Here is a 24,800-nt window from a genome sequence, read left to right on the forward strand (position 1 = left end):
CCGCGCGGAAGTCAGTGGTGCGAGCGCCCCGAGCCGGACTTCTTGCCGCCGCCGTCCTGCTTGTTGACCGTCGCCCACGCGATGCGCTCGGCGTCCTTCGCGGAGCGGCCTTCCTTCTTCTCGCTGGCCTCGATGTGCTCGGCCTGGCGCTTCTGCTTGTCGGTGTAGCTGGATTTGTCGCCCTGGGTCATCGCATCGGTCTCCGCTGCCTGGGGGCGTCCGGGATACCGCCGGGCCCGTGGGCATGACGCCAAAGCGGGCGTGACATCGGTCCTCGTGACCTTCGGCAGGTTCGCTATAGCGAAGTTGCTACTAGATTGAAGTCGACACCAGGCCGAGCCTCCGTCATGTCCGCCCAACCCGACATCGATCCCGATCTCCACCTGCGCAAGTTCCAGAAGGAGCTGAGCGCCGGCACCGTGTCGCTGGCGCTGCTCGCGGTGCTCGCCGACGCCACCGAGCCCATGTACGGCTACCAGATCGCCAAGCGGCTGGAACAGCTCGAAGGCGTGCTGGCCGGCAAGCAGAGCGCGCTGTATCCCGTGCTGCGCGGGCTGGAAGGCAGCGGCCTGCTCGAGAGCTTCGTCGAGCCGTCCGTGTCCGGCCCACCGCGCCGCTACTACCGCATCAACGACGCCGGCCGCGGCGTGCTCATGCACTGGGCCGACGCCTGGCGCGCCACGCGCGATTCGGTCGACGCCGTGCTCGGGCCGCTCGCACGCGCCACCTCCATGTCCACCCTTTCATCCGTCTCCCGGGGAGACCTCGCATGAACGCCGCCCATTCCTTCTCCGACCTGCGCGCGCCGGCCACCATCGCCGAATACCTCGAGCGCCTGCGCACCGCGCTCGCCGGCGCCGACCCCGCGCTGATCCAGGACGCGCTCTACGACGCCGAGGATTACCTGCGCTCGGAGATGAGCGCGAATCCCGGCCGCTCCGAGGCCGAAGTGATCGCGGAAGTCGCCGGCAGCTACGGCGCGCCGAACGAAGTGGCGGACATCTACCGCGACACCGAAGTGCGCGTGCAGACGGCGCTGCAGTCGCCCAAGCCCAGGAAGCCGCGCACCACGCTCGGCAGGTTCTTCGGCGTCGCGCTCGAACCGCGTACGTATGCCGCGCTGTTCTACATGCTGCTGTCGCTCGCCACCGGCATCTTCTACTTCACGTGGGTGGTGACCGGGCTGTCGATGACAGCGGGCATGTCGATCCTGATCATCGGCATTCCGCTCGGGATCCTGTTCTTCGGATCGGTGCGCGTGCTGTCGCTGGTGGAAGGTCGTCTGGTCGAAGTCATGCTGGGCGAACGCATGCCGCGCCGCCCTCGCTACGTCGCCAAGGATGCGCCGCTGCTCGATCGCGTCCGCGCCATGTTCACCGACCCGCGCACGTGGAGCACGATGGCCTACATGCTGCTGATGCTGCCGATCGGCATCGTGTACTTCACGCTCGCGGTGACGCTGCTGTCGATCTCTGCCGGCTTCATCGCCGCACCGGTGATGGCGCTGTTCGCGTGGGCCGGCTGGGCGCCGTTCAACGAGTTCCAGGTGAACGGCATCGACGCCTGGGGCCTGCCGCTGGTGTTCGTCGGTGGCGTGGTGCTGTTGTTCGCGACGCTGCACCTCGCACGCGGCGTCGGCCACCTGCACGGTCAGATCGCGAAGGCGATGCTGGTGGCGTCGCCGGGGTCCGCGACGGCCTGACGCACGTCGCGAACGTGGAAACGAAAACGGGCGCCGAGGCGCCCGTTTTCTTTCCTTCCCGCGCAACCATCAGCGCTTGGAATGCATCGCGAAGAAATCGCGCACCTTCGGATACACCTGCGTGCGCCAGCGGCGGCCGCTGAAGATGCCGTAATGGCCCGCGCCTTCGACGACGAGGTGCTGGCGTTCGTTCTCCGGAATGCCCGTGCACAGCTTCTGCGCCGCGCGCGTCTGGCCGCGGCCGGAAATGTCGTCCAGCTCGCCTTCGATGGTGAGCAGGGCGGTGTCGTGGATCTTCGTCGGATCGACGCGCTGCCCACGCACTTCCCACTCGCCCTTCGGCAGCAGGTGTTCCTTGAACACGATGCGCACGGTGTCGAGGTAGTACTCGGCCGGCATGTCGAGCACGGCGTTGTATTCGTCGTAGAAGCGGCGATGCGATTCGGCGTCTTCCAGATCGCCCTGCAGCAGGTTCTCGTAGAAGTCCCAGTGCGACGTGAAGTGCCGCTCCGGGTTCATCGCGACGAAGCCCATGTGCTGCAGGAAACCCGGATACACACGACGCCCCGCGCCCGGGAACGACGCCGGCACCGGGTGGATCAGTTGCGACTCGAACCACCACATCGGCTTGTGCGTGGCGAGGTCGTTGACCTGCGTCGGGTTCTCGCGCGTGTCGATCGGGCCGCCCATCATCACCAGCGATCGCGGCGTCGGCTCGCCGCGCGCGGCCATCAGCGACACCGCGGCGAGCACGGGAACGGTCGGCTGGCAGACGCTGATCACGTGCAGGTCGGCCGCGCCGATGTGCTGGATGAACTCCTCGACGTACACCACGTAATCGTCGAGATGGAACGGGCCTTCGGCGGCCGGCACCATGCGCGCGTCGACCCAGTCGGTGATGTAGACGTCGTGGTCGCGCAGCAGCGTGCGCACGGTGTCGCGCAGCAGCGTGGCGTGGTGACCCGACAGCGGAGCGACGACCAGCACCTTGGGCGACGCAGCCAGCGTTTCCACGCCGGCGACGTCGTCGGCGAAACGCTTGAAGTGCAGCAACCTGCAGAACGGCTTGCGAAGCGTCTCGCGCTCCATCACCGAATACACGCGGCCGTCGACCTCGACGTCGTGGATATCGAACGCGGGCTTCTCGTAGTCCTTGCCGAGCCGGTAGAAGAGCTCGTAGCCGGCGGACAGCTGGGCCGCGCCCGGCACGTCGTGCAGCCAGCTGCCCTGCGCGCCGAAGGCCTTGCTCATCGCATCGGCCCAGTAGGTCATCGGCGCGAGCCACGCGCGCCCGAGTTCATGCATCTGATAGAGCATCGACATCCCCCTGTTGCGTCGCAGCATAGCGCAGGCGCTTGACGGCGGAATGTGAAGTGTGTCCGCCTCGTTCAACCCGGGATTTCGAGGGCCGCGGCCTGGTCGGCGAGGGCTGGCGAGAGCCACAGATGCGATCCCAGTGGAACGAAACCGGCGGCCTGCAGGCGCGTGCGGTAGAACCGCGCAGGGCGGCGACGGAAGCCCGCGGTGTCGCCTTCGATCTCGTCCTCGCGCGTGAACGTTTCCAGGAACGCGACGCCGCTGCACAGCTCGGCGAGGCCCGGCAGGCCGGCGTCGAGTTCGCGCGGCTCGAGGTAGTGCATGACGTCGCTGCAGACCAGCAGGTCGGCCGGCGCGCACGGGCGCAACGATGCGAAATCGGCGAACGACGCGAGGTGCAGGTTGCGGCGACGACCGAAGCGTTCGATCGCATACGCACTGCTGTCGAAGCCGATGTAGCTTGCTTTCGGTCGAAGTTTTTTGACCGCCGGCTGCCACGCGCCTTCGCCGCAGCCGATATCGAGCACGCTGCGCAGTGGACGTTCGAGCCAGTACTCGGCGGTCGACACCGCGAGCGCGACCTTGCGCGACAAGCGCGCTGCGCCACCGATCGCCGCGCGCTTGAGCGCCGGATCGCGGTACCAGCGTTCGAAATAGTCGCGGTCGTAGTGCTTGGCCATGCGGAATGCTCGTGGACGGACGATGCGCGATGCGCGTGGCATCCTACCGGCCCCGCCCGAACCCTGCCGCGCCATGGCCTATCTCTGGATCAAGACCGCCCACGTCGTGTTCGTGATGGCGTGGATGGCGTCGGTGTTCTACCTGCCGCGCATCCTCGTCAACATCGCCGAAGCGGGCGACAACGCGGCGGTGCGCGATCGACTGGTGTTGATGGGGCGCCGGCTGTATCGCTTCGGCCACATGATGTTCGGCGTCGCCTTCGCGCTCGGCCTGTTGCTCGCACTGGGCGGCAAGGTCATCGCCGGCATGCCGGTGTGGTTCGCGCCGGGCAACGGCTGGCTGCACGCGAAGATCGGTGGCGTGATCCTGATGCTGGCGTTCTTCGTCATGAGCGGGCGCTGGCTCAAGCGCGCCGCGAAAGGCGGCCCGATTCCGTCATCGCGCACGCTGCGCATCGTGAACGAGATCCCCGTGTTGCTGCTCGTCGCGATCGTGTACCTGGTGCTCGCCAAGCCGTTCTGATCGACGACGACGGCGGCCGTTGCACCGCCGTCGCGTGGGTTCGTCAGTGCGCGGGTGCGAGCGATGCGGGCATCGAAACCGGCACGCCGTTCGCGTCGCAACCGCCCGCCTTGCATACCGCCGCGCGCAGATGTGGCGTGGCCTGCAGCAGGATGTGGAAGAGCGAGTTTTCCTCGAGGCTCCCGCGCACCGCGTCGCTGCCCGGGCCGCGCGCCCAGACGCCTACGTCGTCGCCACCGTGCGTTTCCGATGCCATCGGCACCAGCGCTTCCTGCATGTAGTCGGGTGACGCTGTGTCGACGTTGGTCAGGTCGGGACGGCCGTTCTTCGCGTCCTGCGCGCCGCTGACGATGTGCGGGTAGTGCTTGATGCCTTCGGGCTGCTGGTCGGTGGCGCCGACATAGCCCGGGCCGTTCGAATAGTTGAGCGTGGTGTATGGATGGCCGGCAGCGTCGACGGCGTATTCGGTCTTGCCGTCGCCTTCGCCGCTGCTGCCTTTCACCTTGCCGAGGATCGGATTTCCGCGCACCGGGTAACCGACGAAGCTCAGCGTGTGCGAGTGATCGGCGGTGACGAGGATCAACGTGTCGTCGGCCGACGTGGCCTGCATCGCGGCGCGCACGGCGTCGCTGAATTCGACCGTTTCCGTGAGCGCGCGATACGCATTGCCTTCGTGATTCGCGTGGTCGATGCGCCCGCCTTCGACGAGCAGCACGTAGCCGTCGCGACTCTTGGACAGGCGCGAGATCGCGGCGCGCGTCATCGTCGGAAGGTCCGGTTCGCCCGCTGCGTCGGTCGGGCGGTCGGTGACGTAATGCATATGGCTGGGATCGAACAGGCCCAGCAACGGCGCGTCGGCCGATGCGTCGGCGAGCTGCTTCGCGCTCCACACATAGGCACCGCCCGGATGCTTCGCGCGCCATTCGCCGATGAGGTCGCGGCCGTCGAGGCGCAGGCCGTGCTTGTCGGCGTACTCCGGATCTTCGTCGGCGGCCGGCATGAAGTTCGACCGCCCGCCGCCCATCAGCACTTTCACGCGATCGGCGTACGGCGATTCGACGAGCTGGCGCGCGATGTCGATGCAACCGGCGTCGCGTGCTTCGACAGGCATCTCGGCGTCCGCTTCCCAGTTGCGATCGGGCACGTGGGTGAACGTCGCCGCGGGTGTGGCATGGGTGACACGCGTGGTGGTGACGATGCCGACGTCCATGCCCTGCGACGCGGCGATTTCCCACAGCGTCGTCGTCGGGTGCAGCCTGGCCTGCGCGCAGTTGCCACGCGGCACTTCCGGCCCGACCGAGATGACGCCGATGCGCGTTTTCACGCCGGTCGCGATCGCGCTCATGGTGCCGGCCGAATCCGGCGTCTGCGAATCGGTGTTGTAGGTCTTGCTGAGCGCGGTGGACGGGAAGTCTTCCCAGCTCAGCCGGTTCTCTTCGCCCGGATGCCCGTGGCGCTGGCCTTCGAGGATGCGCGCCGCGGCGACCGTGGTCAGGCTCATGCCGTCGCCGAGGAAGACGATCACGTTCTTCGCGTGCCCGCCCATCGCACCGCGCGCGGCCGCCTGCGAGGCGCCGTTGCGGAACCACCAGGCGCTGGTCTCGCCCGTCGGGCGGTCGATGGCGGGGACATCGACGGTGTAGTGGGGCGCGGTCGCGGTGGTGGTGGCGCAGGCGGCGCAGAGCAGCGTCGCGGCGAGCGCGAGGCTTGCGGGCAGAAGTCGGTGCATGGACGAAGACGGCAGACGGGAGGCGGCCGATTATGCCGACGCCACCTGACGATTCGCGCCTGCCACGCCGAGCCGTGCTGTCGGTCACGCTGGCGGGACGCTGCGACCTCGCGCGGGGCATCGTTCCATGACGCGCGCTTCGCTATCGTGCGGTTCTGACCTTTCCGGCCCGCCCCATGTCCCTCGTCCACGCCTGGCTGAAGATCCGATTCTGGAAGCGCGTGCTGCTCGGTTTCGCGCTGGGCGCGCTGGCTGGCTGGCTGATGGGGCCGGCCGCGGCGACGTGGTTCGGCCCGCTCGGCGATCTCTATGTCCGCCTGATCAAGATGATCGCGGTGCCGCTGGTGTTCTTCGCGGTGGTCAACGCGGTGGCGGCGCTGCACGGGCAGAAGTCGATGGCCGCGCTCGGCGGTCGCACGTTCCTGTGGTTCGCGCTGACAGCGGTGATCGCGGTCGGCATCGGCCTGGGCGTCGGCACGCTGCTGCAGCCGGGCGTTGGTGTCACGCATCTCGCGGTCGACCCCGACTACGTGCCGAAGTACGTGCCCAGCGTCGCCAACGTGCTGCTGTCGGTGGTGCCCGACAACCCGTTCGCGGCGATGACCGGGATCGGCGAGAAGAAGAATGCGGCGGGCGAGCTGGTGCTCGCATTCGGCAAGGGCTCGATCCTGCCGGTGATCTTCTGGGCGGGCCTGCTCGGCTTCGCGATGGTGAAGCTCGGCGAGCGCGTGCCGCGCATGCGCGAGCTGATGGGCGAGGGCCGCGACCTGATGGTGCAAGTCACCCGCTTCGTGCTCGAAATGACGCCGATCGGTACGTTCGGCCTGATCGCCGCTCTGGTCGGCGAGTTCGGTTTCGAGAAGCTGCTGCCGCTCGGCAAGTTCGTGATCGCGCTGTACGTCGCCTGCGGCCTGCACATCGTGCTGAGTTACGGCGGCCTGCTGCTGCTGCACCGCCTGAACCCGCTGCGCTTCTTCAAGGGCGCGTTCCCGGCGATGCAGGTCGCGTTCGTCAGCTCGTCGAGCTTCGCGGCGATGCCGGCGTCGCTCAACGCGGCGACGCGCAACCTCGGTGTCGACAAGGACTACGCAGCGTTCGCCGTGCCGCTGGGCGCGTCGATCAAGATGGATGGCTGCGGTGCGATCTATCCGGCGCTGTGCGCGCTCTTCATCTCGCAATACACCGGCGTGCCGCTCACGCCCGACCAGTACTTCATCGTGCTGATCGCCTCGGTGCTGGGCAGTTTCGGTACGGCCGGCGTGCCGGGCACAGCAGTTGTGATGGCGACGGTGGTGCTGAGCGCGGCGGGGCTGCCGCTGGAAGTGATCGGCTACCTGTACGCGATCGATCGCGTGCTCGACATGATGCGCACGATGACCAACGTCACCGGGCAGGTGCTGGTGCCGGTGCTCGTTGCGCGCGAGACCGGGCTGCTCGACACCGCCGTCTACAACGCGGGGCGTACCGACGTCGGCGGCCTCGACGCGGACGCCGAGGCGGCCTGATCGCGCGGCCTGTGCTACACCGTCGCGCATGAAAGACCGCGAACTCACCCTGCGCTTCCTCGCGCAACCGACCGACGTCAACTACGGCGGCAAGGTCCACGGCGGCGCCGTGATGAAGTGGATCGATCAGGCGGGCTACGCCGCGGCGGTCGCTTGGAGCGGGCACTACTCGGTGACGGTGGCGGTGGGCGGCATCCGCTTCCTCGCGCCCATCCGCATTTCCGACCTCGTCACGCTCGAGGCGAAGCTGGTGCATACCGGCACGACGAGCATGCATTTCGCCATCGAAGTGCGCGCCCGCGATCCAAAGGATCCGCAGACGGGCGATCGCCTGTGCACGCACTGCGTGATCGTGTTCGTCGCCCTGGACGCCCCCGAAGGCAAGCCGGTGCCCGTGCCGCCGTGGACGCCCACGGACGACGAGGACCGCCGTCTTGCCGAATACGCGCAGCAGGTGATGGCGCTCAGCCGCGGCATCGAACCGCTGCTCGAGGACGTCATGGGCGCGCCCGCCGCCTGAATGCGCGAAGGCCGCCCGGAGGCGGCCTTCGAACGATCCCGAGGTGGATGCGGATCAGATGTCGGCGACGCGGCGCGCGCGGACGAACTTGCCGTTCCAGTAGCCGGTGTCGAGCTCGGACACGGTGACGTCGCGGCCCGTGCGCGGCGCGTGCAGGAACTTGCCGTTGCCGATGTAGATGCCGACGTGGTCGACGCCGCTGCTGTGCGTGCTGAAGAACACGAGGTCGCCGGCGGTCAGCTGGCTACGTTCGATCTGCGTGCCGGTCTGCGCCATGTCGCGCGCGACGCGCGGAAGTTCGACGCCAAGCGCGTTGCGGAACACGTAGCCGACCAGGCCCGAGCAGTCGAAGCCGTCGGTCGAGGTACCGCCCCAGCGATACGGGGTGCCGAGCAGGGCGAACGCACGCGCCAGCACGCTCTGCGCGCGGCCGGTGACCGGCGCCGCGGTGGCGTTGCTGCTGCGGGCGCCCGGCACGATCAGGCGGTTGATGTCCGACGCCAGCATCAGCGCGCGGTCGGAGAGCGTCATCGAATCGGGGAGCGCGGCGCGGGAGTCGGCCGGCGCGTCCGCGCTGTCCGCTCCCATGCCCACGGTGTTCGCCGGATCGGCAAACGCCGGGACGGCCGCCAGCGCCAGAAGGGCGGCCAGGGCGGCGCGAGTGAAGGAGCGGTTGAAAGTATTCCGGGTCATCACCGGGGCCTCACGATTTCGTCACGGGGGCATCATGCCCGCCGAACGGAGGCGTTTGGTTAGCAAGACGTTAGCTGGCCGTTAATTCCCGGGGTCGGTGTCCCAGAAACGGACTTCAGCGTTGTGACGGCGGCTGTACCGAAAAAGTGGGCTCCAGCCGCTTGGCCGTCACATCAGCAGACGCCTCGCGCCGCGGAAATGGTCCCGCCAGTACGGGCCGTCCAGACGGTCCAGCCGCACCGTCCCGCCGGTGCTGGGCGCATGGACGAACCGGCCTTCGCCCACGTAAATGCCTACGTGGCTGACGCCAGCGGCGTCGCCGAACACCACGAGGTCGCCGGTCGCCATCCGATCGAAGCCGACATCGCGGCCGAGGCGGGCGAGTTCACCGGAGTTGCGCGGCAGCTGGCGCGACAGCGTGTCGTGGAAGACGTAGCCGACCAGCCCGCTGCAGTCGAAGCCGCTGTCCGGCGTGTTGCCGCCGTACTTGTAGGGCGTGCCGACCAGCGACAACGCGCGCATCAGGACGGCGTTGGCGGCGTCGGGGTTATCCGGCGTCGTCGACGGCCACACGGTCGGGAACACGACGCGTGGCGGCGGTGGCGAATGGCGGACAACCGCTTCGGGTCCACCGCACGCGGCGAGCAGCAACGGGAGAAGGAGCCCCATGCTCGCTGGCGCGGGGAAACGCTTGCCGGGATAATGCCGCCGTTCCATTGTCGGCAAGCTTGACGGCTCGTTCACGCCGCTTCAATGCCGCTCGTCCCGCCAGCCGCCGCGTCCACGATGCGGGCCGCCGGCTTCGCACATTTCCGCCGCTGGCGGTTCCAGGATTTCCATGAAGATCGAGAAGAACAGCGTCGTCCGCTTCCACTACACCGTCTCCGAGCAGGGCCAGGAGTCGATCGAGTCGTCCGAGGGCCGCGAGCCGCTGGCGATCATGGTCGGCCACGGCAACATCATCCCGGGCCTCGAGGAGGCCATGATGGGTCACGAGGCCGGCGACAAGTTCGACGTCGACGTCGCGGCCGCGCAGGCCTACGGTGAGCGTCGCGACGGCCTGACCCAGCGCGTGCCGAAGAAGCACTTCGAAGGCCAGCCGCTGCAGCCGGGCATGCAGGTCGTGCTCAACACCAATTTCGGCCCGCGCGCCGTGACCATCGAGAAGGTCGGCATGACGGTGGTCGACGTCGACCTGAACCACCCGATGGCGGGCAAGGACCTGCACTTCGCGATCGAGATCGTCGACGTGCGCGAGGCCAGCGCCGAGGAGCTCGAGCACGGCCACGTGCACGGCGAGGGCGGCCACCAGCACTGAGCGGCCCACCACTCATATATATGTGCAAACGAAAGGCCCGCCGAAGCGGGCCTTTCGCGTTTCGGGGCGCCGGTCGGTCAGCGGGTCGACGAGGTGACGGCCGCTCCCGCCCAGGCGCGGTTCACCGCGTTGTATTCGGGCGAGTTCAGGCCGTACAGGTCGCGCGCCGCATTGAGCGAGTAGGTGCGCGCCTGGGCGTAGGTCGTGCTGGACGTGAAGTAGACGTCCATCGCGCGATACCAGATCGCCGCCGCCTTGCTCCGACCGATGCCGACGATGCCGGTGTCGCCGTTGCAGACAAGCGAGGCCGGGGTGAGGTTGTACGTCGTACCCACACCGAACCCGGCCGGCACCACCGCGCCTTCGGCCAGCAGGTAGAAGAAGCGGTTGGCGACGCCGGATGTGTAGTGCGGATCGTCGAAGTAGCTGAAGCGGCGATTGCGCGGATAACAGGCGAACGATGCACCGTCCATGTCCTGCTTGAACATGCGGCGCAACGCCTTGGTGTTGTCCGGGTTGGAGTTGTAGATCTCCTCGCCGATCAGGTAGTCGCCCGGGTCGTTCGCGTTCGCGACCGAGAACTCGACCATCGTGCCCATGATGTCGGACGAGCCTTCGTTGAGGCCGCCGGCGTCGCGCGAGTAGGCGAGCCCGTTCACTGCAGCCGTCACGCCGTGCGTCATTTCGTGGCCGGCGACATCCAGCGCGACCAGCGGGCGGTAGGTCGAGCCGTCGCCGTCGCCATAGCGCATGCAGAAGCACGAGTCCTGCCACGACGCGTTGACCCAGTTGGTGCCGACATGCACCAGGCTCTTCGCGCCCTTTCCGTCGTTCTTGATCCCGTTGCGGCCGAACGTGTTCTTGTAGAAGTCCCACGTCGCGGCGACGCCGTAGTGCGCGTCGACCGCCGCCGTCGCGCGATCGCTCGTTGCGCCGTTGCCCCAGGCGTTGTCGACGTCGGTGAAGATCGTGCCGGTGGTCGAGCTGGTCGAGCCGTTGTGGTTGTCGAGCGTCGTGCCGCTACCGCGCACGGTGTCGCGCAGCTCGTAGCCGCCGGTGACGGAGTTGGTGTCGATCGACACCGTGCCCAGCGTGAGTGAATCACCCGTGCCGACCGCCGCCGCGGTTTCGACCGCATCCCAGCGGTCCAGCAGCCGGCCGCTGCGGGCGTCGACGATGTAATGCATCTCGGTCGGCGTGCTGTCGGGCTTGAAGCCGCTCATGACGACTTCCCAACCCAGCGCGGGCACGGCGTCGCGGGCGAACACGACCTTGCGCGCCGTCGGCATGCCCTGGAAGCCCGTGCCGAAATCCGCACCGGCGACGACGATCGCGTCCTGCGCGCCGATGCGCGCCGCGATGTCGGGCCGGAGCGTGGTCGCCACCCCGAGCGATGCGCCCTGCAGCTGGCCGTTGCGCGAATGGGTGACGAAGTCGCCGCCGATCACCGGCAGGCCGAGATAGCTGCGGGTGAAGCGCGCATGTTCGGTGCCGTCGCGGTCGACGATGACGTTGCGCACGGCGAATGCATCGCCGTCGGCAGCCGCGATCGTGGCGCGATGGCTGTCGAGCAGCGCGCGAGCGCGGCTGGCGGCCGGCGACGAATCGGCCGCGACGACGGACCAGGCCGAGGCGCCCAGCGCCGCAACGACGGCAAGGCAGAGAAGGGACGTGGTGTTCGACATGGCAGGCACCTGTGGGTTCGGGGGAGGACCGCGCAACGCGGAACGCGCCGGCCTTCATGGCCGGCACGGCGACCCAGTCCCGAGCGGCATCCTGCGATCGACCCGACGGAAACGTCCGTGTGCTTCCAATCCGTACAGGCCCGGATGCCTGATCCGGGAATGTGACGCCCGTCAAAAAATAAACCCATCCCGAACGGAGCGGACCGGCACCGGCCGCATTTTCCGTGCCGTCCGTCGGAAGTGCGGGCGCGAACGAAAACGGCCCGCCGAAGCGGGCCGTTCCGAAACTGCCGACGAGGCGGATCAGTTGACGCTGGTGGCCGTCCACGCGCGGGCGACCGCGGTGTACTCCGGCGAGTTCAGGCCGTACAGGTCCTTGGCGGCGTTGAGCGTCGCCGTGCGGGCCTGCGGATAGGTCGTGCTGGAGGTGAAGTAGACGTCCATCGCGCGGTACCAGATCGCCGCGGCCTTGGTGCGGCCGATGCCGACGACGCCGGTGTCGCCATTGCAGACCAGCGACGCCGGGGTGAGGTTGTACGTCGTACCCGCGCCGAACCCGGCCGGCACCACGGCGCCTTCGGCCAACAGGTAGAAGAAGCGGTTGGCGACGCCCGACGTGTAGTGCGGATCGTCGGTGCGACGGAACGCGCGGCCCGGATAGCAGACGTACGACGCACCGTCGAGGTTCTGCTTGAACATGCGACGCAGGGCCTTGGTGCCGTCGTTGACGTTGTAGATCTTCTCGCCGATCAGGTAGTCGCCGGGATCGTTGGCATTCGCGACCGAGAACTCGACCATCGTGCCCATGATGTCGGACGAGCCTTCGTTGAGCCCGCCGGCATCGCCCGAATACGCGAGGCCGTTCACCGCGCTGGTCACGCCGTGCGTCATTTCGTGGCCGGCCACGTCGAGCGCGACCAGCGGCTTGTACGTCGCGCCGTCGCCATCGCCGTAGCGCATGCAGAAGCACGCATCCGACCACGACGCGTTGACCCAGTTCGTACCGACGTGCACGAGGCTCAGCGCGCCCTTGCCGTCGTTCTTGATGCCGTTACGGCCGAACGTGTTCTTGTAGTAGTCCCACGTCGCCGCGACACCGTAGGCCGCATCGACCGCAGCTGTCGCGCGGTCGCTGTTGCTGCCGTTGCCCCAGGTGTTGTCGGCGTCGGTGAAGATCGTGCCGGTCGTGGACGTCGTCGCGCCGTTGTGGTTGTCCTCGCTCAGGCCGCCACCGCGCACGGTGTCGCGCATCTCGTAGCCGCCGCTGATCGAATTGGTGTTGATCGACACCGTGCCCAGTGTCAGAGAGTTGCCGGTGCCGGTCGCCGCGGCGGTTTCAACGGCGTCCCAGCTGTCGAGGATGCGGCCGTTGTTGGCGTCGACGAAGTAGTGCATCTCGGTCGGCGTCTGGTCGCGCTTGGCGCCGCTCATCACGACTTCCCAAGCCAGCACCGGCGCGGCGTCGCGTGCGTACACGACCTTGCGCGCCGTCGGCATACCCTGGAAGCCGGTGCCGAATTCCGCGCCGGCGGCGACGATGGCGTCACTGGAGCCGATGCGCGCCGCGATGTTCGGGCGCTGCAGCGAGCGGAAGGTCATCGATGCGCCACGCATCTGGCCGTCGTGCGAATGGGTGACGAAGTCGCCGCCGATCACCGGCAGGCCAAGGTAGGTGCGGTTGAAGCGGACGTGCTCGGTGCCGTCGCGGTCGACGACGACGTTGCGCACCGAGTAGGCGTCGCCATCGGCGCCGGCGAGCAGCGAACGGTTGGCGTCGACCAGGCCGCGCGCGCGATCAGCGGCCGGCGAAGCGCCGGTAGCGGCGAGCGAGTAGGCGGAGACGCCGAGCGCAGCCAGGACGGCGGCTGCGAGAACGCGGGACTTCGTATTCGACATGGAAACCCTCGAAATTCGGGAGAGAGATGGGTCTTGCGACCGCGGAGACCGCGGCCACCTCACGACTCCGGCGGCGTCCTGTCGGCGCGGCGCATGGGTAACGTCGAACGTACGGAAACCGGACGTCGCGCCTGTCACCAATGTTTCAAAAAGTGACAGCCCGCAAGAAAAATGACCTGAAGAGGACAGGTGCCGCCGCACCCGTCGGGATTCATGCGGCGGCGCATCACGAAAAGCGCCAGCGCGGCGGAGCGCGGTCGTCCCGTGCATGCGCTGGCAGCGGGCTGTCGATGTGGTTCGGCGCGTACGGCCGCCGTGCGAAACTTTGCGCACGGTCACGCGGCGGAACGCCCGGGCTGGTGCCGCCAACTTGTGGACCCCGAGCCTTCGTGACCGCCGAAACGCCGACCTCGACCGACATCCTGATCATCGGCGGCGGCGTCATCGGGCTGGCCTCGGCGCTGGCGCTGGCCCAAAGCGGGCGCGCGGTGCGGGTGATCGACGCCGGGCGCATCGGCGGTGGCAGCTCCCACGGCAACTGCGGAACCATCACGCCCAGCCACGCACCACCACTTGCCGCGCCCGGCATGGTGGCGCGCGCCCTGTCGATGATGCTGACGCCCGACGCGCCGCTGTACATCCGGCCGCGCTTCGATCCCGCGTTGTGGGGCTGGCTGTGGGCGCTGCGCGGGCGCTGCAACCCGCGGCACTGGCGCGAGAGCGCGATCGCGAAGGCGGCGCTGCTCCACGACTCGCGACGCCGCCTCGAGGCCTGGGTCGCGCAGTACCGGCTCGACTGCGAGTTCCAGCCGACTGGCGAGGACTACGTCTTCCGCGACGCAGGCCGTTTCGAGCACGGGCAACGCGAAATCCCGCTGCTGCGCGAGTTCGGTATCGACGTCCAGCTGATCGACGGCGCGGCGTACGAACGCGACGAACCATCGATGCGACCGGGTGTTGCGGGTACGATCCGGTTCGACGGCGACGCTGCGTTGCGCCCCGATCGCTACGTCGATGAACTCGCACGCGCAGCGCGCGAGCGGGGCGTCGTCATCGATGAGCATCGTCCGCTTGTTGCGCTGGGCGACGCCGCGAACGGCTACGTCGCGCGGACGTCGCAGGGCGACGTCGAAGCGCGCGAGGTCGTCGTCGCCACCGGTGCATGGTCGCCGCGTCTCGCCGAAACACTGGGCCTGCGCTGGCTCGCGCGCACCATCCAGCCGGGCAAGGGCTATTCGATCACCTACGACCCGCCGGCATTGCTGCCGCGACGCCCGCTCGTGTTGCGCGAGCGCGCGGTCTGCGTGACGGCGTGGGCCAGCGGCTACCGGCTTGGCAGCACGATGGAGTTCTCCGGCTACGACGAACGCCTTGACGAGCGTCGGCTCGGCGCGCTGGAGCGGGGCGCGCGCGAGTACCTGCGCGACCCCGTTGGCCCGCGCGTGCGCGAACGCTGGTTCGGCTGGCGTCCGATGTCGATCGACGACGTGCCCATGATCGGCGCCGTGCCGGGCCGTCGCGGCCTGTGGCTGGCCACCGGGCACGGAATGATGGGCGTCGGCATGAGCGCGGGCACCGGCCAGCTGCTTGCGGATCTCGTCGGCGGCCGTGCGCCCGCGATCGACCCCGCGCCGTATCGACCCGACCGTTTCGTGCGTTGACCGCAACCGCGTAACGCGCCCCGCGGCGTAATGCAGCGTCCATTCTTTCCGAGCACGCCATGTCCGACACGCCCGCAACCACCGATTTCGACCTGATCGTGATCGGCGGCGGCTCGGGCGGACTCGCCGGCGCGTTCCGCGCGGCCGAACACGGCGCGCGCGTCGCGTTGCTGGAACCGAATGCGCTCGGTGGCACCTGCGTCAACGTGGGCTGCGTGCCCAAGAAGGCGATGTGGCTGGCGGCGGAAGTCGCCGGAAAACTGCGGCAGGCGGGATCGCTGGGTTTCCCGGCTGCATCGTGCACGCTCGACTGGCCGACCTTCGTCGCGCACCGCGAGCGATACATCGAAAACATCCACGCGAGTTACCGCCGTCGCCTCGACGCGGCCGGCATCGCGCTGATGCCCGTGCGCGGAACCATGCTCGACGCGCGCCGCGTGCGCAGGTCCGATGGCGTCGTGCTCACCGCGTCGCACGTACTGATCGCGACCGGCGGCCATCCCGTCAAACCCGACATTCCGGGTGCCGAGCTCGGTGGTGTGTCCGACGATTTCTTCGCATGGCGCGCTGCGCCGGCGAGCGTCGCCGTGATCGGTGGCGGCTACATCGCCGTCGAACTGGCCGGAGTGCTGCAGGCCTTGGGCAGCCGCGTCACGCTGCGTGCGCGCGGCCGCCTGCTGGAGGGTTTCGACGACGACATCACCGCGCAGCTCGTCGACGACTACCGCCAGCACGGTGTCGACGTGCAGCTCGCGACGCCGACGGCCGCGCTCGAACGTGTCGACGGTGGCATCCGTTTGCGCAACGGTGACGGCACGTGGACCGCGCCGGTCGAGCAGGTGCTGTTCGCGACGGGGCGTCGTCCCAACATCGAAGGCCTCGGGCTCGATGCTGCCGGCATCGCGCTCGACGCGGGTGGTTTCGTGCCGGTCGATGCGTACAACCACACGATCGTCGACGGCGTGTTCGCAGTGGGCGACGTGACGCCGTCGCCCGCGCTGACGCCGGTCGCGATCGCCGCCGCGCGCCGGCTGATGGACCGCGTATTCACTGCACGCACGCGCACACCGCTCGCGCTCGACGATGTGCCGACCGTGGTGTTCTCGCATCCGCCGATCGGCCGCGTCGGCCTGTCCGAAAGCGCGGCGCGCGACACGTACGGCGACGACGTGCACGTGCTGCGTGCCGGCTTCCGTCCAATGTTGCACGCGCTCGCCGAATCGCCGCAGCGCAGCCTGTTCAAGATCGTCTGCACGGGCGAGGAACGCCGCGTTGTCGGCCTGCACCTGCTCGGCGACGCCGCCGACGAAATGCTGCAGGGCTTCGCCGTCGCGATGCGGCGCGGGCTCACGCTCGACGACCTGCACGATACGATCGCGATCCACCCGACCAGCGCCGAGGAAGTCGTGCTGATGCGTTGAGCATCGCGCCATCCACCATGACCGACGACATCCTCACGACCGACACGTTCACCCTGTATCGCGGTCGTGCGCCGTTGCTGGTGAGCCTGCCGCACGACGGCAGCGCGATTCCGGCGGGCCTCGCATCGCGCATGACCGACGCTGCACGACGCGCGCCCGACACCGATTGGCACGTCTCGCGCCTGTACGCATTCGCACGCGACCGACTCGGCGCATCGCTGCTGGTGCCGCGGTATTCGCGCTACGTCGTCGACCTGAATCGTCCGCCCGACGATACGTCGCTGTATCCCGGGCAGAACACGACCGGCCTGTGCCCGACGCGCCGCTTCACCGGCGACGACGTGTATCTCGACGGCGCGCAACCCGACGAAAGCGAAGTGCGTTCGCGCGTCGACACCTACTGGCGCCCGTACCACGGCGCGCTCCAGTCCGAACTCGCGCGCTTGCGCGACGCACACGGCCGCGTGGTGTTGTGGGAAGGCCATTCGATTCGCGGCAGCGATCTGCCGTTCCTGTTCGAAGGCCGGCTGCCGGATCTCAACCTTGGAACGTCGGGTGGCGCGAGTTGCGCGTCGGACTTGCAGGCCTCGCTCGAGCAGGTGCTCGCGACGCAGCCCGCGTTCGACTGGGTCGCGAACGGACGTTTCCGTGGCGGCTACATCACGCGTCACTACGGGCGGCCGGACGACGGCGTCGATGCGATCCAGCTCGAAACCAGCCAGCGCACCTACATGGATGAAGACAGCTTCGCCTACGACGACGTCAAGGCGCTCGCGCTGCAGGCGGTCTTGGAGAAACTGCTACGCGCGGCGCTCCAGCGCGCGTCGCGCTGACGCCTACCAGAGGCAATCCTTGCATCGCCCCTCGACGTTGGCGACCACGCGCTTGAGGCCATCCATCGTCTTCATCAACGCACGCGGTTTCGCATTCAGCGCCGGGTCCGTCGCGTCCAGCCACTGGTCCATGCGTTCGGTCGACCCATAGACGTCGCCCAGGCCACGGTGCAGGCGTACGAGCAGCAACAGGTGCCGGGCAAGGTCGCTGCCGGATGGGACGCGCGCGCTGCCGTTCTGGATCGTCGCGACCATGGCGTCGTCCACCCCCAGCAATCCCGCCAACTCGCCGGCGCCGAGCCGCAACGCGGCGAGCGCGCGGCGCGCATCGAGCGCGAGTGCTTCCGGGGACGACCGGCCGTCGCCATGCGCAACGTGGACGGCGTGATGGTGCTGATTAGGAATGCCCATGTCGCGAGGTTCCCTGAGCCGACATGACGGCGAGGTACACGACGACGCTTTCAACCTGCAATTTCATTCATGCGGCAGAGGTGCGCACGAACGCATATCCAAATGTCCCGCCAAGCCAAAAAAAAAGCCCGCACGATGCGGGCTTTCTCTCATGCGACGGGCTTCAGACCTCCAGCGTCGCCAGATCGCCCTTGCTCTCCAGCCACGCCTTGCGGTCCGACGCTCGCTTCTTCGCGAGCAGCATGTCCATCAGCGCCAACGTCGCGTCCTGGTCGTCCACGGTGAGTTGCACGAGGCGGCGGGTGTCGGGGTGCATGGTCGACTCGCGCAGCTGCTCGGGATTCATCTCGCCCAGGCCCTTGAAGCGGGTGACGGAGATGGCGCCCATCGGCGTGCCCTTTTTCTTCGCGGCGCGATCGCGTTCGATGCGGTCGATGAGGATGCGCTTCTCCTCCTCGTCGAGCGCGTAGAACACCTGTTTGCCGATGTCGACGCGGAAGAGCGGCGGCATCGCGACGAACACGTGGCCTTGGCGCACGAGCTCGGGGAAATGGCGCAGGAACAGCGCCGACAGCAGCGTCGCGATGTGCAGGCCGTCGGAGTCGGCGTCCGCGAGGATCACGACCTTGCCGTAGCGCAGGCCGGAGATGTCGTCCTTGCCCGGGTCGCAACCGATGGCGACGGCGAGGTCGTGCACTTCCTGCGAACCGAGCACGCTGCCCGATGCGACTTCCCACGTATTGAGGATCTTGCCGCGCAGCGGAAGGATCGCCTGGAAGTCCTTCTCGCGCGCCTGGCGTGCACTGCCGCCCGCCGAGTCGCCCTCGACGAGGAACAACTCCGTGCGCGAGAGATCCTGCGACGAACAATCGGCGAGCTTGCCGGGCAGGGCGGGGCCCTGCGTGACCTTCTTGCGGACGATCAGCTTCTCGGTCTTGAGGCGCGCGGCCGCGCGTTCGATCGCGAGCTGCGCGATGCGCGTGCCGAGTTCCGTGTGCTGGTTGAGCCACAACGAGAATGCGTCATGCGCGGCGGATTCGACGAAGCCCGCAGCCTGTCGCGACGAGAGGCGTTCCTTCGTCTGCCCGGAGAACTGCGGGTCGGTCATCTTGATCGACAGCACGAACGCGACGCGGTCCCACACGTCTTCCGGTGCGAGCTTCACGCCGCGCGGCAACAGGTTGCGGAAGTCACAAAACTCGCGCAGTGCGTCGGTGAAACCGGTGCGCAGGCCGTTGACGTGCGTGCCGTGCTGCGCGGTCGGAATCAGGTTGACGTAGCTTTCCTGCACCAGGTCGCCTTCCGGCACCCACGCCGCGGCCCAGTCGACGACCTCGGTTTCCTTGGTGAGCGAACCGACGAACAACTGCGGTGGCAGCAGCTCGCGCTCGCCGAGTTCGCCCGCGAGGTAGTCGCGCAGGCCGTTCTCGAAGTACCACTCGTCGCGCTCGCCGGTGGCCTCGTCGAGCAGGCGCACGGTCAGGCCCGGGCAGAGCACCGCCTTGGCGCGCAACAGGTGGCGCAAGGCACGCAGGTTGAACTTCGGCGTATCGAAATACTTGGGATCCGGCCAGAAGTGCACGCGCGTGCCGGTGTTCTTCCTGCCGACGGTGCCGATGACTTCCAGCGCGGAATCGCGGAAGCCGTCCTTGAACGTCATCCGGTATTCGCTGCCGTCGCGCTTGATGCGTACGTCGACCAGCTTGCTCAGCGCATTGACCACGCTGACGCCGACGCCATGCAGGCCGCCGGAGAACGTGTAGTTGTTGCCGCTGAACTTACCGCCGGCGTGCAGGCGGGTGAGGATCAGTTCGACACCCGGGATCTGTTCCTCGGGATGGATGTCGACCGGCATGCCGCGGCCGTCGTCCGATACCGAACAGCTGCCGTCGGTGTGCAGCGTGACTTCGATGGTTTTGGCGTGGCCGCCGAGGGCTTCGTCGACGGAGTTGTCGATGACCTCCTGCGCCAGGTGGTTGGGGCGGGCGGTGTCGGTGTACATGCCCGGGCGGCGCTTGACCGGGTCCAGCCCGGACAGCACCTCGATGTCGGCGGCGTTATATCGCTTGTTCATTAGTCGAAATGCTAACAGAGCGCGTCGCAGCGGCTGGGACGGCCGCAAGCTGAACGTGTGAATGACGTTTTAGCGTCCCTTTCACGTGAGGGCTACGGTCGCCGCAAGTAGGGTCGCGGCCCGGACAACGGCACCCCCGGGCCGTTCCGGTTTCCCCAAGGAGGCTCCATGAAGAAGCGAATCCTCGCCCTGTCGATCCTGGCCACGCTGGCCGTCCCCGCGTTCGCACAGGTGGCGTTGCCGCCGGTTGCGACCCCGGTGACGCCGACCACGGCCCCGGTCGGCGCCACCGGCAGCGTCGCCGGCGACGTGTCGGGCGCGGTCACCACTCCAACGGTGCCGACCGCCAAGTCGACCAGCGCGGCCGTGCACGCCGCGAAGTCCACCGCGCGCGCGGCCGGTAACAAGGTGGGCGCGACCGTGAGCGAAGCGGCATCCGCGATTCCGCCGGTCGACGCGACCGCCGCCACTGGCGTCAACGGCAGCGCGAGCGCCGGTACGTCGGGCGTCGACGCAAGCGGCTCGGTGTCGGGCAGTGTCGCCGGTTCGACGAACGCCGCCGTCCCCGCGCGCGTGAACTCGCAGGGCGCAGTGAATGCGTCGACCAATGCCGCCGATGCGGTGTCGGGCAACGCCACTGCCGCCACGCGCTCGGCTGTCACGGCAGGCAAGACGGCGATCTCGACCGCCACGACCGCCACCGACGACGCGCTCGCCGGCACCGGCCAGATGACGGACGACGCGCAGGTCGAGGCGGACGCCAAGGCCGACGCGAAGGCGGCCGCCGAGGCCCGCAAGGCCAAGCGCGACGCGCACAAGCGCAAGTAAGACGTCGCGGCGTAATGCACCACGGCGCCCCGGCTCGTCCGGGGCGCCTTTTTCGTGCGTGGCGCGCGGGTCGATTCGCGGGACGCGCGTCACGCCTGTAAACTACGACTTTCCAGCGCACCCACGCCCATGACTTCCGCAAGCCATGTAACGCCGCTCGTGTTCGTCACCGGCGGCGTGGTGTCCTCGCTCGGCAAGGGCATCGCGGCGGCCTCGCTCGCGGCCATCCTCGAATCGCGCGGCCTGCGCGTGACGATGATGAAGCTCGATCCGTACATCAACGTCGATCCGGGCACGATGAGCCCGTTCCAGCACGGCGAGGTCTACGTCACCGACGACGGCGCCGAGACCGACCTCGACCTCGGCCACTACGAGCGCTACGTCCGCACCCGCCTGTCGCGCAAGAACTCGATCACGACCGGTCGCATCTACGAGTCCGTGATCCGCAAGGAGCGTCGCGGCGACTACCTCGGCGGCACCGTGCAGGTCATCCCGCACATCACCGACGAGATCAAGCGCTGCATCGTCGACGCGACCGACGGCTACGACATCGGCATGGTGGAAGTCGGCGGCACGGTGGGCGACATCGAATCGCTGCCGTTCCTCGAGGCGATCCGCCAGCTGCGCAGCGAGCGCGGCCCCGAATCGACGCTGTTCATGCACCTCACCCTGGTGCCGTGGATCGCCGCGGCCGGCGAACTCAAGACCAAGCCGACGCAGCACTCGGTGAAGGAGTTGCGCTCGATCGGTATCCAGCCGGACGTGCTGCTCTGCCGCAGCGAGCAGCCGCTGCCGGATTCCGAGCGCCGCAAGATCGCGCTGTTCACCAACGTGCCCGAGCGCGCGGTCATCTCGGCGGTCGACCTCGACAACATCTACAAGCTGCCGCGCTTCTTCCACGAACAGGGTCTGGACGACATCGTGATCCGTCGCCTAGGCCTGCAGGCGGGTCCCGCCGATCTGTCCGAATGGGACGCGGTGCTCGACGCCAGCGAACATCCGGTGGACGAAGTGACGATCGGCGTCGTCGGCAAGTACGTCGACCATCAGGACGCGTACAAGTCGGTCGCCGAAGCTCTGAAGCACGGCGGCCTGCGCCAGCGCACGCGCGTCAACCTCAAGTGGCTGGAGTCGAGCGACGTCGAGAAGCAGGGCGTGTCCGCGCTCGATGGCGTCGACGGCATCCTCGTGCCCGGCGGCTTCGGCGATCGCGGTTTCGAAGGCAAGGTGCTGACGTCGAAGTTCGCGCGCGAGCACGGCATTCCGTATTTCGGCATCTGCTACGGCATGCAGGCCGCGGTGGTCGACTACGCGCGCGATATCTGCGGCCTAGAAGGCGCGAACAGCACCGAGAACGACAAGGCGTCGCCGCATCCGGTCATCGGCCTGATCACCGAGTGGCGCACGCAGGCGGGTGATGTCGAGCGACGCAGCGAAGCGAGCGACCTGGGCGGCACCATGCGCCTGGGCCTGCAGGACCAGCGACTCAAGCCCGGCACCCTGGCGCGCGAGACGTATGGGCGCGACGTCGTGGGCGAGCGCCATCGCCATCGCTACGAGTTCAACAACCGCTACCGCACGCAGCTCGAGGACGCGGGCCTGGTCATCGCCGCGAAGTCGATGGACGACCTGCTCGTCGAGATGGTCGAACTCAAGCGCGACGTGCACCCGTGGTTCCTCGCCTGCCAGGCCCACCCCGAATTCCTGTCGACGCCACGCGACGGCCATCCGCTCTTCATCGGCTTCATCCGTGCCGCGCGCGAACACAAGGCGCAGGCGGGCGGGCGACTGCTGAAGGAAGCGCGGGCCTCGTGATGCGCCACGACACCAAGCGCCTTCTTGGCGCGACGCACCGGAGCAATCGATGAACCTCTGCGGATTCGAGGTCGGTCTCGACAAGCCGTTCTTCCTGATCGCCGGTCCCTGCGTGATCGAGTCGATGGAACTCCAGATGGAGACCGCCGGCCGCCTCAAGGAAATCACCACCGAACTCGGCATTCCCTTCATCTTCAAGTCGAGCTTCGACAAGGCGAACCGGACGTCGATCTCGGGTTTCCGCGGTCCCGGCGTCGAAGAAGGTTTGAAGGTTCTGGCGGAAGTGAAGCGCCAGCTGGGCCTGCCGGTGCTGACCGACGTGCACGAGTACACGCCGATCGACGAAGTCGCCAGCGTGGTCGACGTGCTGCAGACGCCCGCTTTCCTCGTGCGCCAGACCGACTTCATCACCAAGGTCTGTAGCGCCGGCAAGCCGGTCAACATCAAGAAGGGCCAGTTCCTCGCGCCGTGGGACATGAAACCGGTGGTCGAGAAGGCGAAGTCGACGGGCAACAACGACATCATGGTCTGCGAGCGCGGCGCGAGCTTCGGCTACAACAACCTGGTCAGCGACATGCGCTCGCTTGCGGTGATGCGCGAGACCGGGTGCCCGGTCGTGTTCGATGCCACGCATTCCGTGCAGCTTCCGGGCGGGCAGGGGACGTCGAGCGGCGGCCAGCGCCAGCACGTGCCGGTGCTCGCGCGCGCGGCGATCGCGGTCGGCATCGACGGCATCTTCATGGAGACGCATCCCGATCCGTCGAAGGCGCTGTCCGATGGCCCGAACGCGTGGCCACTGCCGAAGATGCGCGCGCTGCTCGAGACGCTGAAAGCGCTCGATGAAGTGACCAAGCGCAACGGTTTCCTCGAATCTACTGTCTAAGGACAACGTTCCAACAATGACGACGATCGCCAAGATCCACGCCCGCGAAATCCTGGACAGCCGCGGCAACCCCACGCTCGAAGCGGACGTCACGCTCGCCGACGGCAGCTTCGGCCGCGCGATGGTGCCGTCGGGCGCGTCGACCGGTACCAAGGAGGCCGTGGAGCTGCGCGATGGCGACAAGACGCGCTATCTAGGCAAGGGCGTCACGCATGCGGTCAACAACGTCAACACGACGATCGCGCAGGCGCTGGTCGGTTTCGACGCGAACGACCAGGCGGGCCTCGACCGTCGCCTGATCGATCTTGACGGCACCGACAACAAGGGCCGCCTGGGCGCGAACGCGTTGCTCGGCGTGTCGATGGCGAACGCGCACGCCGTGGCGGCGTGCAAGAAGATGCCGCTGTGGCAGCACCTCGCGAACGGTCGCGACGTCCAGCTGCCGGTGCCGATGATGAACATCATCAACGGCGGCGCGCATGCCGACAACAACGTCGACCTCCAGGAATTCATGGTGCTGCCGGTCGGCTTCGACAGCTTCCGCGAAGCGCTGCGCGCCGGCACGGAGATCTTCCACGCGCTGAAGAGCGTGCTGAAGGGACGTGGCCTGTCGACAGCGGTCGGCGACGAAGGCGGTTTCGCGCCTGACCTGCGCAGCAATGAAGAAGCACTGGAAACCATCCTCGAAGCGATCGGCAAGGCCGGCTATCGCGCAGGCGAGGACGTGCTGCTCGGCCTCGACGTCGCGTCGAGCGAATTCTTCGAGAACGGCAAGTACAACCTCACCGGCGAAGGCAAGCGCCTCACCAGCGAGCAGTTCGTCGATTTCCTCGCCGACTGGACCCAGCGCTACCCGATCATCACCATCGAGGACGGCATGGCCGAGCACGACTGGGCCGGCTGGAAACTGCTGACCGAGCGCGTCGGCAACAAGGTGCAGCTGGTCGGCGACGACCTGTTCGTCACCAACCCGAAGATCTTCCGCGAAGGCATCGACCAGCACGTCGCCAACGCGATCCTGATCAAAGTCAACCAGATCGGCACGCTGACCGAGACGCTCGAAGCCATCGCGATGGCCGATGCCGCGCGCTACGCGGCGATCGTGTCGCACCGCTCGGGCGAAACCGAGGACACGACGATCGCGGACATCGCGGTCGCCACCACCGCGACGCAGATCAAGACCGGTTCGCTGTGCCGCAGCGATCGCGTCGCCAAGTACAACCAGCTGCTGCGCATCGAAGAGCAGCTGGGCGCCGCCGCGCGTTACGCCGGCCGCGACGCGTTCGTGTCGCTGGCGCGCTGATCG

General features: G+C 67.9%; 22 protein-coding genes and 1 pseudogene. 13 read left to right on the forward strand and 10 right to left on the reverse strand.

The window, feature by feature from the left end; translation table 11 throughout:
* Nucleotides 1-23: 23 nt before the first annotated feature.
* Nucleotides 24-191 (reverse strand): annotated as a pseudogene (locus ACKTTN_RS05080) (HupB); the annotation flags it as partial.
* Between the two features lie 156 nt (nucleotides 192-347).
* On the opposite strand from ACKTTN_RS05080, the gene ACKTTN_RS05085 reads away from it, so the two are divergent.
* Together ACKTTN_RS05085 and ACKTTN_RS05090 are read left to right on the forward strand one after the other, a co-directional pair.
* The gene (locus tag ACKTTN_RS05085) at nucleotides 348-773 is read left to right on the forward strand and encodes a PadR family transcriptional regulator (protein WP_407908807.1); all 426 of its coding nucleotides are present in this window, start codon (nucleotides 348-350) and stop codon (nucleotides 771-773) included.
* Nucleotides 770-1,702: a sensor domain-containing protein gene (locus ACKTTN_RS05090; protein WP_407908808.1), complete on the forward strand. Its 933-nt coding sequence runs from the start codon at nucleotides 770-772 to the stop codon at nucleotides 1,700-1,702. Before ACKTTN_RS05085 ends, ACKTTN_RS05090 begins: the two co-directional genes overlap by 4 nt.
* A gap of 69 nt (nucleotides 1,703-1,771) precedes the next feature.
* Here the strand turns inward: ACKTTN_RS05090 and ACKTTN_RS05095 are convergent, their stop codons facing one another.
* Nucleotides 1,772-3,019, reverse strand: a complete 1,248-nt coding sequence (locus tag ACKTTN_RS05095) for a polyhydroxyalkanoate depolymerase (RefSeq protein ID WP_407908809.1) — start codon at nucleotides 3,017-3,019, stop codon at nucleotides 1,772-1,774.
* 71 nt (nucleotides 3,020-3,090) lie between these two features.
* Complete coding sequence (locus ACKTTN_RS05100) at nucleotides 3,091-3,699, reverse strand: class I SAM-dependent DNA methyltransferase (RefSeq protein WP_407908810.1); 609 nt, start codon at nucleotides 3,697-3,699, stop codon at nucleotides 3,091-3,093.
* Between the two features lie 73 nt (nucleotides 3,700-3,772).
* On the opposite strand from ACKTTN_RS05100, the gene ACKTTN_RS05105 reads away from it, so the two are divergent.
* Nucleotides 3,773-4,222: a CopD family protein gene (locus ACKTTN_RS05105; protein WP_407908811.1), complete on the forward strand. Its 450-nt coding sequence runs from the start codon at nucleotides 3,773-3,775 to the stop codon at nucleotides 4,220-4,222.
* 43 nt (nucleotides 4,223-4,265) lie between these two features.
* Here the strand turns inward: ACKTTN_RS05105 and ACKTTN_RS05110 are convergent, their stop codons facing one another.
* On the reverse strand, nucleotides 4,266-5,951 hold the full coding sequence (locus ACKTTN_RS05110; RefSeq protein ID WP_407908812.1) for an alkaline phosphatase: 1,686 nt from the start codon (nucleotides 5,949-5,951) through the stop codon (nucleotides 4,266-4,268).
* Nucleotides 5,952-6,127: 176 nt separating this feature from the next.
* Between ACKTTN_RS05110 and ACKTTN_RS05115 the strand changes: the two genes are divergently transcribed.
* Both ACKTTN_RS05115 and ACKTTN_RS05120 read left to right on the forward strand, forming a co-directional pair.
* Complete coding sequence (locus tag ACKTTN_RS05115) at nucleotides 6,128-7,456, forward strand: dicarboxylate/amino acid:cation symporter (RefSeq protein WP_407908813.1); 1,329 nt, start codon at nucleotides 6,128-6,130, stop codon at nucleotides 7,454-7,456.
* 28 nt (nucleotides 7,457-7,484) lie between these two features.
* Nucleotides 7,485-7,976: an acyl-CoA thioesterase gene (locus ACKTTN_RS05120; RefSeq protein ID WP_407908814.1), complete on the forward strand. Its 492-nt coding sequence runs from the start codon at nucleotides 7,485-7,487 to the stop codon at nucleotides 7,974-7,976.
* Nucleotides 7,977-8,030: 54 nt separating this feature from the next.
* On the opposite strand, the gene ACKTTN_RS05125 is transcribed toward ACKTTN_RS05120, so the two are convergent.
* Nucleotides 8,031-8,669, reverse strand: coding sequence for a C40 family peptidase (locus tag ACKTTN_RS05125; RefSeq protein ID WP_407908815.1), 639 nt, complete (start codon nucleotides 8,667-8,669; stop codon nucleotides 8,031-8,033).
* 168 nt (nucleotides 8,670-8,837) lie between these two features.
* Nucleotides 8,838-9,338, reverse strand: a complete 501-nt coding sequence (locus tag ACKTTN_RS05130; RefSeq protein WP_407908816.1) for a C40 family peptidase — start codon at nucleotides 9,336-9,338, stop codon at nucleotides 8,838-8,840.
* Between the two features lie 169 nt (nucleotides 9,339-9,507).
* Here ACKTTN_RS05130 and ACKTTN_RS05135 point away from each other — a divergent pair, with 169 nt between their 5' ends.
* Nucleotides 9,508-9,987 (forward strand): FKBP-type peptidyl-prolyl cis-trans isomerase, encoded by a 480-nt coding sequence (locus ACKTTN_RS05135; protein ID WP_407908817.1) that lies wholly within the window; start codon nucleotides 9,508-9,510, stop codon nucleotides 9,985-9,987.
* A gap of 77 nt (nucleotides 9,988-10,064) precedes the next feature.
* Here ACKTTN_RS05135 and ACKTTN_RS05140 read toward each other — a convergent pair whose 3' ends face one another.
* Both ACKTTN_RS05140 and ACKTTN_RS05145 read right to left on the reverse strand, forming a co-directional pair.
* The gene (locus ACKTTN_RS05140; RefSeq protein ID WP_407908818.1) at nucleotides 10,065-11,672 is read right to left on the reverse strand and encodes a M4 family metallopeptidase; all 1,608 of its coding nucleotides are present in this window, start codon (nucleotides 11,670-11,672) and stop codon (nucleotides 10,065-10,067) included.
* Nucleotides 11,673-11,975: 303 nt separating this feature from the next.
* Complete coding sequence (locus ACKTTN_RS05145) at nucleotides 11,976-13,568, reverse strand: M4 family metallopeptidase (protein WP_407908819.1); 1,593 nt, start codon at nucleotides 13,566-13,568, stop codon at nucleotides 11,976-11,978.
* A 389-nt stretch (nucleotides 13,569-13,957) separates the two neighbouring features.
* On the opposite strand from ACKTTN_RS05145, the gene ACKTTN_RS05150 reads away from it, so the two are divergent.
* From ACKTTN_RS05150 to hutG, 3 genes are read left to right on the forward strand one after another with little or no spacing between them, the layout of a single operon-like run.
* Nucleotides 13,958-15,229 (forward strand): NAD(P)/FAD-dependent oxidoreductase, encoded by a 1,272-nt coding sequence (locus ACKTTN_RS05150; protein WP_407908820.1) that lies wholly within the window; start codon nucleotides 13,958-13,960, stop codon nucleotides 15,227-15,229.
* Between the two features lie 59 nt (nucleotides 15,230-15,288).
* On the forward strand, nucleotides 15,289-16,650 hold the full coding sequence (gorA, locus tag ACKTTN_RS05155; protein ID WP_407908821.1) for a glutathione-disulfide reductase: 1,362 nt from the start codon (nucleotides 15,289-15,291) through the stop codon (nucleotides 16,648-16,650).
* 17 nt (nucleotides 16,651-16,667) lie between these two features.
* A complete protein-coding gene (gene hutG / locus ACKTTN_RS05160; protein ID WP_407908822.1) occupies nucleotides 16,668-17,483 on the forward strand; it encodes an N-formylglutamate deformylase in 816 nt (271 codons plus the stop codon).
* Between the two features lie 3 nt (nucleotides 17,484-17,486).
* Here the strand turns inward: hutG and ACKTTN_RS05165 are convergent, their stop codons facing one another.
* Both ACKTTN_RS05165 and parE read right to left on the reverse strand, forming a co-directional pair.
* Nucleotides 17,487-17,894, reverse strand: coding sequence for an antitoxin Xre/MbcA/ParS toxin-binding domain-containing protein (locus tag ACKTTN_RS05165; protein ID WP_407908823.1), 408 nt, complete (start codon nucleotides 17,892-17,894; stop codon nucleotides 17,487-17,489).
* 163 nt (nucleotides 17,895-18,057) lie between these two features.
* A complete protein-coding gene (parE, locus tag ACKTTN_RS05170) occupies nucleotides 18,058-19,968 on the reverse strand; it encodes a DNA topoisomerase IV subunit B (protein ID WP_407908824.1) in 1,911 nt (636 codons plus the stop codon).
* A gap of 168 nt (nucleotides 19,969-20,136) precedes the next feature.
* On the opposite strand from parE, the gene ACKTTN_RS05175 reads away from it, so the two are divergent.
* The 4 genes from ACKTTN_RS05175 (at nucleotide 20,137) to eno (ending at nucleotide 24,797) form a co-directional block, all read left to right on the forward strand.
* The gene (locus ACKTTN_RS05175; protein ID WP_407908825.1) at nucleotides 20,137-20,796 is read left to right on the forward strand and encodes a hypothetical protein; all 660 of its coding nucleotides are present in this window, start codon (nucleotides 20,137-20,139) and stop codon (nucleotides 20,794-20,796) included.
* A gap of 129 nt (nucleotides 20,797-20,925) precedes the next feature.
* Nucleotides 20,926-22,611 carry a CTP synthase gene (locus tag ACKTTN_RS05180; protein ID WP_407908826.1) on the forward strand — a complete coding sequence of 562 codons (1,686 nt, stop codon included), beginning with the start codon at nucleotides 20,926-20,928 and terminating at the stop codon, nucleotides 22,609-22,611.
* A gap of 49 nt (nucleotides 22,612-22,660) precedes the next feature.
* Nucleotides 22,661-23,494 (forward strand): 3-deoxy-8-phosphooctulonate synthase, encoded by an 834-nt coding sequence (gene kdsA / locus ACKTTN_RS05185; RefSeq protein WP_407908827.1) that lies wholly within the window; start codon nucleotides 22,661-22,663, stop codon nucleotides 23,492-23,494.
* 16 nt (nucleotides 23,495-23,510) lie between these two features.
* The gene (eno, locus tag ACKTTN_RS05190) at nucleotides 23,511-24,797 is read left to right on the forward strand and encodes a phosphopyruvate hydratase (protein ID WP_407908828.1); all 1,287 of its coding nucleotides are present in this window, start codon (nucleotides 23,511-23,513) and stop codon (nucleotides 24,795-24,797) included.
* The last annotated feature ends 3 nt before the right edge of the window (nucleotides 24,798-24,800 follow it).

It is taken from the genome of Lysobacter claricitrinus (genome assembly GCF_045866565.1).
GTDB lineage: Bacteria > Pseudomonadota > Gammaproteobacteria > Xanthomonadales > Xanthomonadaceae > Cognatilysobacter > Cognatilysobacter claricitrinus.